Source organism: Cognatilysobacter lacus, assembly GCF_008274655.1.
GTDB lineage: Bacteria > Pseudomonadota > Gammaproteobacteria > Xanthomonadales > Xanthomonadaceae > Cognatilysobacter > Cognatilysobacter lacus.
On sequence record NZ_VTRV01000010.1, the window covers coordinates 21,415 to 33,625 of the forward strand.

Sequence of the window (12,211 nt, forward strand, 5' to 3'; positions counted from 1 at the left end):
GCACACGACCCCATCTCGATGACACCGAACATCCCGCGTCGCATTCGAAAGGCTGTATTTCCCGTTGCCGGGCTCGGCACGCGTTTCCTTCCCGCCACCAAGACGGTGCCGAAGGAGATGCTCCCGATCATCGACAAGCCGCTGATCCAGTACGCGGTCGACGAGGCGATCGAGGCCGGCTGCGACACGCTGGTGTTCATCACCAATCGCTACAAGCACGCCGTCGCGGACTATTTCGACAAGGCGTACGAACTCGAACAGAAGCTCGAGCAGGCCGGCAAGTTCGAACAGCTCGAGCTCGTGCGCCATGTGTTGCCGCCCGGTGTCAGGACGATTTTCGTCACCCAGACCGAAGCCCTCGGTCTCGGGCATGCCGTGTTGTGCGCGAAGGAAGTAATCGGCAACGAGCCATTCGCGGTGGTGCTCCCCGATGACCTGATCTGGAACCGTGGGCCCGGCGCGCTTCGGCAGATGGCCGACGCGGCCGTCGAGAGCGCGTGTAGCGTCATTGCCGTGCAGGACGTTCCGCCCGAGAAAACCGCCAGCTACGGCATCGTGGCGACACGCGATTTCGCGAACCGCCAGGGGCGTATCGAGCGCATCGTCGAGAAGCCTGCGCCGGAGGATGCGCCCAGCCACCTGGCCGTCGTCGGGCGATACATCCTTTCGCCGCGCATATTCGAACTGCTCGAGCAGACGACGCCCGGCGCCGGTGGCGAGATCCAGCTGACCGACGCGATCGATCGCCTGCTGAAGGAAGAATGCGTCGACGCATACCGCTTCCGCGGGACGCGATTCGACTGCGGAACGCATATCGGCCTGATCGAAGCAACGATCCGCTACGCACTCGATCACGAGAAGCTCAGCGATGCGGCCGCCGAGATGATGCGCAGTGCGCTCGTCGAGCTGGGCGTCGTCGAACTGCCCTGACGCTGGACACCCGCGTCGGCGCGCGCCACGCTCGCGCAATGCCTCGATACGCGGGTGATTACTACACTGCCACTGCCACTGCCGGCGCGGCGCCGCCTCCTCGGCCGCTGTCCGGGCGTTCCGACTGCGACGTCTGCGTGGTGGGCGGCGGTCTCGCCGGCCTCAATACGGCGCTGGGGCTCCTCGAGCGCGGCAATCGCGACGTGGTCCTGCTCGAGTCGAACAGCATCGGTTTCGGCGCGTCAGGCCGCAACGGGGGCTTCGTTTTCGGCGGGTACTCGCGCGGAGAATCGCGACTGCTCGCGGATCTCGGAAGCGACGTTGCCCGGGAGGTCTACGGTTGGACGGTCGACGCCGTGCACCGTATCCGTGCGCGCATCGACCGGTACGCGATTGCCTGCGATGTCACGGATGGCGGCGTCATCTGGGCCAACTGGTTCAATGACGCGACGCCCCTGCGGTCGCGACAGGCGTTGCTCGCCACGCATTTTGGCGCGGACTGGCAGTGGCTCGACCGCGCGGAAATGCGCAGGCGCATCGCGAGCGAACGCTACGGCGAAGGCTTGTTCGAGCCCGGCGCCTTCCACTTCCATCCGCTGGCATACGCGCGCGGGATCGCCGGCGTGCTCGAGCGCGGCGGCGTGCAGGTCCACGAGGCGACACCCGCCACCTCGATCGTTCGCGATGGAGCGACGTGGCGCATCGCCACGCCGGGCGGAGAGGTGCGCGCGCGCAGCGTCGTGCTTGCGTGCGGCGGCTATCTTGCCCGCTTGAGGCGGCGCGTCGACAGCGCGGTCCTGCCGATCGCAACCTACGTGATGGTGACCGAGCCACTCGGCGTGCGCATGCACGACGTGTTGCGCACGAGCGCAGCCGTCTACGACACGCGGTTCGCGTTCGACTATTACCGCCCGCTGCCCGACACGCGCCTGCTCTGGGGCGGCAGGATCTCGGTGCTGGACCGTGCTCCCGCGGACGTCGAGAAGCTGCTGGTGCGCGACATGCTCCGCGTTTTCCCACAGCTGGACGGCGTCGCCATCGACCACGCGTGGAGCGGCCTGATGAGCTACGCGCCGCACGAGATGCCCCATGTCATGGAAGCCGAGCCGGGCATGTGGATCGCCCAGGCATTCGGGGGCCACGGCGTGGCGCCGACCACGGCGGCGGGGGAGCTCGTCGCCTCGGCGATCGAGGAAGGGGATACGCGGTATCGGCGACTGGCCCGCTACGATCTGCAGCGCGCGTACAAGCCGTTCGGTTTCGCCGCCGCGCAGGCGAGTTACTGGTGGGCCGAGGCGCGGGACGCTCTCAAGGCACGAAGCGAACGCCGTCCCGGATGACGCATCGTTAATGTCGCGGCCACGCCCGTGATGCGCGGGGCGTCGCAGAGTCCGTCCGTGGCGATCTGGCCACCCTTCGGGACAACGCTCATGCGCAGCCTTCTCGCGTTCACCGCCGCTTGCCTGCTGGGCGCCGGCTTCTCGGCTTCGGCGGCACCTCCTGCGTCCGCTGCGATCCACGCGGCCCCGGTCGCAAAGGCGACGGTCGCCACGCGTGCGGCAGTCACCGCGCCGGCACCCGTCGCCAAGCCAACGCGACGCACGGCGTCCGCGGCGCGTTGCCGCGACGGCAGGGGCAAGTTCATTGCGTGCGCCACGGCCGCGCCCGCGAAGAAGGCGCCGTGCCGGGACTCGAAGGGAAAGTTCGTCGCCTGCAAGGTGTGACGTCATTGGCTCGCCGACGAATCGTCGCGTGACGCGTTTGGCCGCATTCGAGGCGTCGCATCGCGCTTCGCGGTGAGCCGCGAAGAGACAAGGCATCGCGACAGGAAAAAAGGCGGCCCCTGGCCGCCTTTTTTTGTTCCACCGGCGAAACCACCACGGGAACGTGCGAACGGCGCGTCAGAGCGCTTCGAAGATTCCCGCCGCGCCCATGCCGGTGCCGATGCACATCGTCACCATCCCGTACTTCAGCTGGCGGCGACGCATGCCGTGCACGATCGTCGCGGTACGAACGGCCCCCGTCGCACCGAGCGGGTGGCCGAGTGCGATCGCACCGCCGAGCGGGTTGATCTTCGACGGATCGAGTTCCGAATCCCTGATGACCGCAAGCGCCTGCGCGGCGAATGCCTCGTTGAGCTCGATCCAGTCGAGCTGGTCGCGCGTCAACCCGGCCTGCTTGAGGGCCTTCGGAATGGCCGCGTTCGGGCCGATGCCCATGATGTGCGGCGGCACGCCTGCAACCGAGAAGCTGACGAAGCGGGCGAGGGGCGTAAGCCCGTAGTCCTTGATCGCCTGCTCCGACGCGATCAGCACCGCCGCGGCGCCATCGCTCATCTGCGACGAGTTGCCGGCGGTGACCGAGCCGCCGAACTGGCCGTTCCTGAATACCGGGCGCAGCTTGGCAAGGCCTTCCATCGACGTGTCGGCGCGCGGGCCCTCGTCGGTGTCGACGACGCGCTTGCGCAACTGGATGGTGTTGCTGGAAAGCGCTGGCACGTGCGACACGACTTCATACGGCGAAATCTCGTCGCGGAACTCGCCGTTCGCGATGGCCGCGAGTGCCTTGCGATGGGACGCCACGGCAAACTCGTCCTGCGCCTCGCGCGAGATGCCCCACTGCTTCGCCACGTTCTCGGCGGTGATGCCCATGCCGTAGGCAATCGCGATGTGGTCTTCATCCTTGCTGAAGACGCGCGGATTGAGCGCGATCTTGTGGCCCATCATCGGCACCATGGACATCGATTCGGTGCCGCCGGCAAGGATCAGGTCCGCGTTGCCGAGGCGCACCTGGTCGGCTGCGAGCGCGACCGCCTGCAGGCCCGAGGAACAGAAGCGGTTGATCGTCTGCGCGGCCACGCCGTCGGGCAGGCCCGCCAGCAGCACACCGATGCGGGCGACGTTCATGCCTTGCTCGGCTTCGGGCATCGCGCAGCCGATGATGGCGTCGTCGATGCGGCCGGTATCGATTCCGGGCGCCTGTCCGACCACGCTGCGCAGCACGTGCGCCAGCATGTCGTCGGGGCGGGTATTGCGAAACACGCCGCGCGGCGCCTTGCCGACCGGCGTGCGGGTGGCGGCGACGATGTACGCGTCCTGGACTTGCTTGCTCATGTTCGTTTCTCTCGTGAGGCTCTAAGGTCGATTCGCAAGGGCAGGGCCTTCGAACCTCAATTGCGAAGCGGCTTGCCCGTCTTGAGCATGTGCGCGATGCGCTCCTGCGTCTTCGGCATCTGCGCGAGCTCGACGAAGTGCTGGCGCTCGAGCTTGAGCAGCCATTCCTCGTCGACCACCGAGCCGCGGTCGACCATGCCGCCGCACATGACCGTGGCGATGCGGGTCGCGATCTCGTAGTCGTGCGGCGAGATGAACATGCCTTCGAGCATGTTGACGAGCATCATCTGGAGCGTGGCAATTCCGACGTCGCCTGCAACCGTGACGTTGCGCGCGGGCAGCGGCGGGCGATAGCCGCCCTCGGCAAGCGCGCGCGCCTGCGCCTTCGCCACGTGCAGCAGTTCATGTGCGTTGAAGACGATCGCGTCGTCCTGGCGGGCGAGCCTGAGCGACTTCGCCTCGAACGCCGAGGAGGACACCTTCGCCATCGCCACGCTTTCGAACGCCGTCTTGAGGTGCGGGAAGACATCGCCGCCGGGGCCGGCGGTTTCCGATGCGCGTACCGCGAACTCCTTCAGGCCGCCGCCCGCGGGCAGCAGGCCTACGCCCGCCTCGACGAGTCCGACATAGCTTTCGAGCCCGAACACCGTCCGCGCCGCATGCATCTGGAACTCGCAGCCGCCACCGAGCGCCAGCCCGCGCACCGCGGCGACGACGGGAACGAGTGAATACTTGATGCGCTGGCTGGTGCGCTGGAAGTCCTCGACCATCGACTCGAAGCCGGCAACGTCGCCCGCCTGCAGCAGGCCGAGCGCGCCCGCGAGATCCGCGCCCGCGGAAAAGGGTTCATTCGGCTGCCAGATCACCAGGCCGGCGAAGTCGCCCTCGGCGATCGAGATGGCCTCCTGCAGGCCGTCCAGCACCTTGTCGGAGACCGTGTGCATCTTGGTCTTGAAGCTGACCACCGCGATGTCGTCCGCGTCGGCCCACAGGCGCACGCCGTCGTTCTCGAACACCGTGCGACCCGGTTCGAAACGCTCACCGAGAAGCGCGTCCGGGAAGCGCTGGCGTTGGTAGACCGGGTTCGTCGAACGTGCAACGGACGAGCCGCGGGCCGGGCTGAAACTGCCGGCGGCTTCATGCACGCCGTCACGCGCGTTCACCCATGCCGGCAGAGGCGCGTTCGCCATCGCCTTGCCCGCCGCGACGTCCTCCGCGATCCACGCCGCGACCTGTTTCCAGCCGGCGGCCTGCCACGTCTCGAACGGACCCTGCGACCAGCCGTAGCCCCATCGCATCGCGAAGTCGACGTCGCGCGCAGTGTCGGCGATGTCCTGGAGATGGAAGGCGCTGTAGTGGAACGTGTCCCGGAAGACCGACCACAGGAACTGCGCCTGCGGGTTCCCGCTGGCACGCAACGCGGCGAACTTCTTCGCGGGGTCGCGTTCCTTGAGGATCGCCGCGACCTCCGGGTCGAGTTCGCCCGCGGTGGGACGGTAGTCGCGTGCCGCGACGTCGAGCACGAGGATGTCCTTGCCGCGCTTGGTGTAGAAACCGGCGCCCGTCTTCTGGCCGAGCGCGCCCTTTTCGACGAGGCCGGCGAGCCACACGGGCGCGTTGAAGTACGCATGCCACGGATCATCCGGCAGCGTGTCCGCCATCGTCTTGATGACGTGCGCCATGGTGTCGAGGCCGACCACGTCGGCGGTGCGATACGTCGCGGACTTCGGGCGGCCGATGGCGGGGCCGGTCAGCGAGTCGACCGTGTCGAACCCCAGGCCCAGGCGTTCGGTATGGTGCATCGCCGCCAGCATCGAGAACACGCCGATGCGGTTGCCGATGAAGTTCGGGGTGTCCTTGGCGATCACCACGCCCTTGCCGAGGGTCGTGGCCAGGAACGACTCGAGGCCTTCGATGACATCCGCGTCGGTGGTCTTCGCCGGAATCAGCTCGGCGAGATGCATGTAACGCGGCGGGTTGAAGAAGTGCACGCCCAGGAAGCGGTGGCGCATTTCCTCGGGCAGCACGTCCGCCAGCGCATTGATGCCCAGGCCGGACGTGTTGCTGGCCAGCACCGCGTGCGCCGGCACGAACGGCGCGATCTTCCGGTAGAGGTCCTGCTTCCAGTCCATGCGCTCGGCGATGGCCTCGATGACGAGGTCGCAGCCGCGCAGCAGGTCGAGCCCGGTGTCGTAGTTGGCTGGCGTGATGCGATCGGCGAGTGCCTTGTCCGCGAGCGGGGCAGGGCTCAGCTTCGCGAGATTGGCGATGGCGCGCGCGGCGATGCCGTTCGGATCTCCTTCCTTGGCCGGAAGGTCGAACAGCACGGTATCGACGCCGGCGTTGGTCAGGTGCGCGGCTATCTGTGCGCCCATGACGCCCGCACCCAGCACGGCAGCGCGACGGACAAGCAGTTTCTTCGACATGGCGGTGGTGGTCCCGGTTGGGGAAATCAGGAAAGGTCGACCGGCCGGCAGCGGAAGCCGGCGGCGGCGAAACGGATGAGCTCGCGCGCCGCACGGGCGCGGTGGGCGGCGTCGGACGTGCCGGACGGCCGCTTGATCAGGCCGAAATCGGACATCGCGTAGGTGAGCGAGCCGGCCAGGAAGTCGAGGCGCCAGTACAGCTCCTCCTTGCTCAGCTCCGGCACGACCGCGGAGATCGCCTTGGCGAAATCGCGCAACACATGGCCGTAGTGGTCCGACAGGAACTTGCGCAGCGCGTCGTTCTTCTCGGCGTAGGCCCGCGCGATCACCCGCATGAACGAGGCGCCGCCGTGTCGATCCTGTGCCATTGCCAGCGCCGGCTCGACGAACGCGGCGAGGATCGGCTCGAGCTCCGCGGGCCCGGCTTCGACCGCGGCCTTCAGCGCGGCCAGCCGGTTGTCGGTCATCTCGTCCATGCGGCGGCGGAAAACCTCGTTGACGAGGTTTTCCTTGCTGCCGAAGTGGTAATTGACCGCCGCGATATTGACGTCTGCGCGGCTGGTGACCTGTCGCAGCGACGTTCCGCTGAAGCCGTACTGCGCGAACAGCTCCTCGGCGGCGCCGAGAATGCGGTCCTTGGTGGAGAAGGGAGCGGGGGTCGACATCAGCAGGCCTAATCAAACGCTTGTTTGATGGTAGTCCCGGACCATACGGGGGTCAATGGTGGTGGCCGCGGGGCCGCCGGCCGCTTTCAAGCAGGCCCCCTGAACGCGTAGAATCACAGCCTGCCAGCTCGGCTAAACCCGCGTAACTACGCGGGTTTTTCTTGTTATCTTGGGCGCTGACACGCAAAGGCGCCCGCCAACCCGGAGAGATTCACATGGCGCTGGAGCGCACCATTTCCATCATCAAGCCCGACGCGGTCGCCAAGAACGTCATCGGCCAGATCTACGCCCGCTTCGAGCAGGCCGGCCTGAAGGTCGTCGCTGCGAAGATGAAGCAGCTTTCGCGTCAGGAGGCCGAGGGCTTCTACGCCGTGCACCGCGAGCGCCCGTTCTTCAACGCACTCGTCGAATTCATGGCGTCCGGACCGGTCATGATCCAGGTGCTGGAAGGCGACAATGCCGTTGCCAGGTACCGCGAGCTGATGGGCGCCACCAACCCGAAGGACGCCGCACCGGGCACGATCCGCGCCGACTTCGCCGATTCCATCGACGCGAACGCCGTGCACGGCTCCGACAGCCAGGAAAACGCCGCGACGGAGATCGCCTATTTCTTCCCGCAGACCGACGTCTACGGGCGCTGAGAGAGAGCCGATGAGCACGTCCCGCGACATCAACGCCACGCTGGTCGACACGGCGCCCGCCGTGCCGACGAACGCGGCTGCGCGCGCGGACGTGCCTGTCCCGAAGGTCGAGCCGAAGAGGACCAACCTCTTCGACCTCGAGCGCGTGCAGCTGGAAGATTTCTTCGAGCAGGTACTGGGCGAGAAGCGCTATCGCGCGCACCAGGTCATGAAGTGGATCCACCACCGCTACGTGACCGATTTCTCCGACATGACGGACCTCGGGAAGGCGCTGCGCGCGAAGCTCGAGCAGCACGCGCATGTGCACGCGCCGTCGGTCGTGCTCGACAAGGCGTCCGAGGACGGCACGCACAAGTGGCTGCTCGGCATGGACGCGAAGAATGCGATCGAGACCGTGTTCATCCCCGACAAGGGCCGCGGCACGCTGTGCGTGTCCTCTCAGGTCGGATGCGCGCTGAACTGCCAGTTCTGCTCGACCGCCACGCAGGGTTTCAACCGCAACCTGTCGACCGCTGAAATCATCGGCCAGGTCTGGATAGCGGCGCGGCATCTCGGAAATGTGCCGCACCAGCAGCGCAGGCTCACGAACGTCGTGATGATGGGCATGGGTGAGCCGCTAGCGAATTTCGACAACGTCGTCCGCGCCATGAGCATCATGCGCGACGACCTCGGGTACGGCCTTGCGAACAAGCGCGTCACGCTGTCGACTGCCGGCATGGTTCCGCAGATCGACAAGCTGGGCGAGCTCAGCGACGTATCGTTGGCCGTGTCACTGCATGCAGCGAACGACGAGCTTCGCAGCGAACTCGTGCCGCTCAACAAGAAGTACCCCATCGAGATGCTGATGGATGCCTGCGTGCGGTATGCGCTGCGCAAGCCGGGCACCTCGGTGACGTTCGAATACACGCTGATGAAGGGCGTCAACGACCAGCCGCAGCACGCGCGCCAGCTTGTGCAGCTGATGCGCAGCTTCGACCGTTCGGTGCAGATGAAGGGCGCTGCCAAGGTCAACCTGATCCCGTTCAACCCGTTTCCTGGCACGCGCTTCGAGCGCCCGACCGACCAGGCGATCCGCGCGTTCCAGAAGCTGCTCAACGACACCGGCATGATCGCGCCGGTGCGCCGCACGCGCGGCGACGACATCGACGCGGCCTGCGGCCAGCTCAAGGGCCAGGTCATGGATCGCACCCGCCGGAATTCCGAATTCCGCCGCAGTCTCGGACAGCAGGAGCGTGGTGATGCAGCAGCGTGACGTGGCGAAGCCCGCGACAGCCGTTTTCCTGATCGCCGCCGTGCTCCTCGCATCCGCCTGCAGCCGCCTCACTTTCATCAAGCCCAACGTCAATCGCGGCCACTACGAGCAGATCGCGACGCAGGTCCACATAGACCCTCGTTCGAAGGCGCATGACACCGCGTTTACGATGACGCAGGTGGCGCAGTCCCGCCTGATGTCGGGCGACACGGCGGGTGCGGTATCGGCGGCCGAGCGCGCGCTCAAGGCGGACGAAGCCTCCGCCGACGCTCACAGCCTGCTCGCGCTGGGGCTCGACCAGCTCGGCCGCGCAGCGGAAGCCGGCCCGCACTATCGCCGCGCGGCCGAACTCGCGCCCACCCATGGCTCGTTGCTCAACAACTATGGAATCTGGCTGTGTTCGAACGGCAAGTCGGGCGAATCGCTCGACTGGTTCGAGCGCGCCGTGGCAGCCGCTGGCTACGAAACACCGGCCGCGGCATTGGCCAACGAGGCTTCCTGCGCCGTCGAGGCGGGGCAGGGCGACCGCGCCGAGTCAGCCGCCCGCAGGTCGCTAGAAATCGACCCGACCACGCCGCTTGCTTTGACCACGCTGGCCAAGCGGGCCTACGCGCGTGGGAATGCGCTGGAAGCGCGGGGCTTCATCGAGCGGCGGCTGTCGGCGGCACCGGCGGACGCCGAAACGTTGCAGCTGGCGTCACAAATTGAGCAATCTCTTGGCGACACGGCCGCTGCCGCGCGCTACGTTGCCCGCCTGCGGACGGAGTTTCCCCCAAACTCCCGTCCCAGTGGGGATAAACGATGACGACCACGCACTCTGCCGGTTCTGCCGCCGGCGAGCGTTTGAAGCGGGCGCGAGAAGCGTCCGGCTATGACCTTTCCGAGGCTTCGGCCCGGATGAAATTGCCTGTCCATGCGCTGGAAACGCTGGAAAGTGGTGACTGGGACCGTCTCGGTCCGCCGGTCTTCGTCCGCGGCCACGCTCGAAGCTACGCGCGCATGCTTGGAATCTGCCTGGACGACGAGGCACTACCGAGCCCGTTCACCACGACCCAGATCCCGAGCCTGGTGAGCCACGCGCACGTGCCCAGGTATCGCTACGTGGCCGAGAACCTGGTGCGCCGGGCCGTCTACATCGTGCTGACGGCGTCGCTGGTGGTTCCCGTCTGGCTTGCGACACGCGCGCACGGCGATGGCGCTACGGCGGTCGCCCCGCTCGATATCTCGCCGTCGCAGACGTCGCAGGTCGAACCCGCCGTCCGCACGCCGATGGTCGCGTCCATTGCGTCGATGCCTGCCGCCACGCCGGCGGCCGCGCCGGTCGAGATCCAGTTCGACGGCGACAGCTGGGTGCAACTTTTCGACGCCGATGGCTCGATCGTCGAGAAAGGCCTGATGCACGCCGGCCAGAGCCGCTCGGTCCAGTCGGATGCCGTGTCGCGCCTTGTGCTCGGTAACGCGGCCGCGGTGCGGCTGCAGGTGCAGGGGCTGCCGGTCGACCTCGCGCCATACACCCGAGCGAATGTCGCGCGCTTTACGCTATCCTCTGACGGTTCCCTCGCGCCGTCCGCGCCCTGATCCCGCCTGTCGGCCGGATGTCGCGGCCGACCCCGCGCGAGGCCCAGTCCTCCAGCGGTCCCTGCGCTCGTCGCAGGGCGAGACAGCATGGCGATCGACGAAATTCTCGACGAACACGAACAGAGCAGGCGCGTCCAGGAATGGCTGCGCCGCAATGGCGGCGGCCTGATCGGCGGCGTCCTGCTCGGCCTGGCCGCGGTTGGCGGCTGGAAATGGTGGCAGCAACGCGAAGCGCAGGCGCAGATGCGTCAGGCGGACACGTTCCAGACTGCCGTGGACGCGATCGACCGCGACGGCGTCAAGGCTGCCGGGCGCGTCCAGGCGCTGCCCGCGGGCATCTACCGCAGTCTCGCCGCGCTCCGCCTCGCCAAGGCGCAGGCTGAAGCGAAGGACGACGCCGGCGCGATCGCCACGTTGCAGCGCTCGATGCCGTCCGATACGGCGCTTGCCGCGATATTCCGGCGCCGCATCGCGCGGCTGCAGATCGATTCGGGCAAGGCCGCCGACGCGCTGAAGTCGCTCGATGCGACCGATGCCGCGAGCCTAGATCTCCGCGGCGACGCGCAGTTCGTGCTCGGTCAAGTCGACGCCGCGCGCGATTCGTACCGCAAGGCGCTCGCGAAGACCGACGTCGGCTCGCCCGACCGTCGCCTGATCGAGCTCAAGTACACCCAGGTCGGCGGCGTGCCCGCCCAGCCGCAGACACCGTGAGGCCATCCCCCATGAATTCCGCTCGCCCCTCTTCTCCGACCGGGCGCCGCTTCGCGCGGCTGGCCCTCGTGCTTGCCGTGGTCGCGCTGTCGGGTTGCTCGACCGTCGGCGGCTGGTTCAGCGGCAAGGACTCCGGCAAGAAGGCCGCCAAGCCGATGGAGCTGGTTGCCATCACGCCTACGCTCAACGTTTCCCAGCTCTGGAGCACCGACGTGGGCGCGGGTGAAGGCCGGCTGGGGCTGCGCCAGGGCCCGGTCGTCGACGGCGGCCGCGTGTTCGCCGCGGCGGTCGCGGGCGGTGTCTACGCGCTCGACCTGCAGACGGGCAAGTCTGTCTGGCACCACGACACCAAGGTGAAGGTGTCCGGAGGTCCCGGCGTCGGCGAAGGCCTGGTGGTGGTCGGCGGCCTCGAGGGCGAGGTCATAGCACTCGACGAAGCGACCGGCACCGAGAAGTGGACTGCCAAGGTCAGCAACGAGGTGATCTCGGCGCCGACGATCGCGCAGGGCCGCGTGTTCGTGCGCACGGTCGATGGCCGCGTCACCGCATTTGACGCCGGTACCGGCGAGCGCCGGTGGTTCTGGAACCGCGAGCTGCCGAACCTCACCGCGCGCGGGAACGACAGCGTCGCCGCAGGCCCGGGCGTGGTGTTCGTCGGTAACGACGACGGCACCGTCGCGATGCTCGCCGCGAACGACGGTCGGCCGCTGTGGGAGCTCCCGATCGCGCAGCCCGAGGGTCGTAACGAGCTCGAGCGCATCGCCGATGTCGACGGAACGCCGGTGCTCGAAGGCGGCGCGCTCTACGCAACGAGTCTCAAGCATTCAACGGCCGCGATCGACGCGCCCAACGGCCGCCCGGTCTGGACCGCCGAGCACGGCGGCCCGGGGCGGCC

The 12,211-nt window shown here is 67.6% G+C and carries 12 protein-coding genes; 9 read left to right on the plus strand and 3 right to left on the minus strand.

Annotation, left to right across the window (positions count from 1 at the left end; genetic code table 11):
* Positions 1-30 precede the first annotated feature (30 nt).
* The 3 genes from galU (at position 31) to FW784_RS01940 (ending at position 2,654) form a co-directional block, all read left to right on the plus strand.
* Positions 31-930, plus strand: a complete 900-nt coding sequence (gene galU / locus FW784_RS01930; protein WP_149351681.1) for a UTP--glucose-1-phosphate uridylyltransferase GalU — start codon at positions 31-33, stop codon at positions 928-930.
* A gap of 38 nt (positions 931-968) precedes the next feature.
* Complete coding sequence (locus FW784_RS01935) at positions 969-2,270, plus strand: NAD(P)/FAD-dependent oxidoreductase (RefSeq protein ID WP_149351669.1); 1,302 nt, start codon at positions 969-971, stop codon at positions 2,268-2,270.
* A gap of 90 nt (positions 2,271-2,360) precedes the next feature.
* Positions 2,361-2,654: a hypothetical protein gene (locus FW784_RS01940; RefSeq protein WP_205123543.1), complete on the plus strand. Its 294-nt coding sequence runs from the start codon at positions 2,361-2,363 to the stop codon at positions 2,652-2,654.
* Positions 2,655-2,831: 177 nt separating this feature from the next.
* Here the strand turns inward: FW784_RS01940 and FW784_RS01945 are convergent, their stop codons facing one another.
* From FW784_RS01945 to FW784_RS01955, 3 genes are read right to left on the minus strand one after another with little or no spacing between them, the layout of a single operon-like run.
* A complete protein-coding gene (locus FW784_RS01945; protein ID WP_149351670.1) occupies positions 2,832-4,043 on the minus strand; it encodes an acetyl-CoA C-acyltransferase in 1,212 nt (403 codons plus the stop codon).
* Between the two features lie 56 nt (positions 4,044-4,099).
* The gene (locus FW784_RS01950) at positions 4,100-6,469 is read right to left on the minus strand and encodes a 3-hydroxyacyl-CoA dehydrogenase/enoyl-CoA hydratase family protein (protein WP_149351671.1); all 2,370 of its coding nucleotides are present in this window, start codon (positions 6,467-6,469) and stop codon (positions 4,100-4,102) included.
* A gap of 26 nt (positions 6,470-6,495) precedes the next feature.
* Positions 6,496-7,134, minus strand: coding sequence for a TetR/AcrR family transcriptional regulator (locus FW784_RS01955; RefSeq protein WP_149351672.1), 639 nt, complete (start codon positions 7,132-7,134; stop codon positions 6,496-6,498).
* Positions 7,135-7,349: 215 nt separating this feature from the next.
* Between FW784_RS01955 and ndk the strand changes: the two genes are divergently transcribed.
* The 6 genes from ndk to bamB form a co-directional block, all read left to right on the plus strand.
* Positions 7,350-7,775 (plus strand): nucleoside-diphosphate kinase, encoded by a 426-nt coding sequence (gene ndk / locus FW784_RS01960; protein ID WP_149351673.1) that lies wholly within the window; start codon positions 7,350-7,352, stop codon positions 7,773-7,775.
* A gap of 10 nt (positions 7,776-7,785) precedes the next feature.
* Complete coding sequence (gene rlmN / locus FW784_RS01965) at positions 7,786-9,027, plus strand: dual-specificity RNA methyltransferase RlmN (RefSeq protein ID WP_149351674.1); 1,242 nt, start codon at positions 7,786-7,788, stop codon at positions 9,025-9,027.
* Positions 9,014-9,832 carry a type IV pilus biogenesis/stability protein PilW gene (gene pilW, locus FW784_RS01970; protein WP_149351675.1) on the plus strand — a complete coding sequence of 273 codons (819 nt, stop codon included), beginning with the start codon at positions 9,014-9,016 and terminating at the stop codon, positions 9,830-9,832. Before rlmN ends, pilW begins: the two co-directional genes overlap by 14 nt.
* The gene (locus FW784_RS01975) at positions 9,829-10,605 is read left to right on the plus strand and encodes a helix-turn-helix domain-containing protein (protein WP_149351676.1); all 777 of its coding nucleotides are present in this window, start codon (positions 9,829-9,831) and stop codon (positions 10,603-10,605) included. Before pilW ends, FW784_RS01975 begins: the two co-directional genes overlap by 4 nt.
* 87 nt (positions 10,606-10,692) lie before the next feature.
* A complete protein-coding gene (locus FW784_RS01980) occupies positions 10,693-11,316 on the plus strand; it encodes a YfgM family protein (protein ID WP_149351677.1) in 624 nt (207 codons plus the stop codon).
* Between the two features lie 11 nt (positions 11,317-11,327).
* The coding region (bamB, locus tag FW784_RS01985; protein WP_149351678.1) for an outer membrane protein assembly factor BamB at positions 11,328-12,211 on the plus strand (884 nt) is incomplete at its 3' end.

What these genes read in the sequence shown, in the direction of transcription:
- FW784_RS01935 (WP_149351669.1), top strand. Translation starts at nt 969, where the DNA reads ATGCCTCGATACGCGGGTGATTACTACACTGCCACTGCCACTGCCGGC.
- FW784_RS01940 (WP_205123543.1), top strand. Translation starts at nt 2,361, where the DNA reads ATGCGCAGCCTTCTCGCGTTCACCGCCGCTTGCCTGCTGGGCGCCGGC.
- FW784_RS01945 (WP_149351670.1), bottom strand. Translation starts at nt 4,043, where the DNA reads ATGAGCAAGCAAGTCCAGGACGCGTACATCGTCGCCGCCACCCGCACG.
- FW784_RS01950 (WP_149351671.1), bottom strand. Translation starts at nt 6,469, where the DNA reads ATGTCGAAGAAACTGCTTGTCCGTCGCGCTGCCGTGCTGGGTGCGGGC.
- FW784_RS01955 (WP_149351672.1), bottom strand. Translation starts at nt 7,134, where the DNA reads ATGTCGACCCCCGCTCCCTTCTCCACCAAGGACCGCATTCTCGGCGCC.
- ndk (WP_149351673.1), top strand. Translation starts at nt 7,350, where the DNA reads ATGGCGCTGGAGCGCACCATTTCCATCATCAAGCCCGACGCGGTCGCC.
- rlmN (WP_149351674.1), top strand. Translation starts at nt 7,786, where the DNA reads ATGAGCACGTCCCGCGACATCAACGCCACGCTGGTCGACACGGCGCCC.
- pilW (WP_149351675.1), top strand. Translation starts at nt 9,014, where the DNA reads ATGCAGCAGCGTGACGTGGCGAAGCCCGCGACAGCCGTTTTCCTGATC.
- FW784_RS01975 (WP_149351676.1), top strand. Translation starts at nt 9,829, where the DNA reads ATGACGACCACGCACTCTGCCGGTTCTGCCGCCGGCGAGCGTTTGAAG.
- FW784_RS01980 (WP_149351677.1), top strand. Translation starts at nt 10,693, where the DNA reads ATGGCGATCGACGAAATTCTCGACGAACACGAACAGAGCAGGCGCGTC.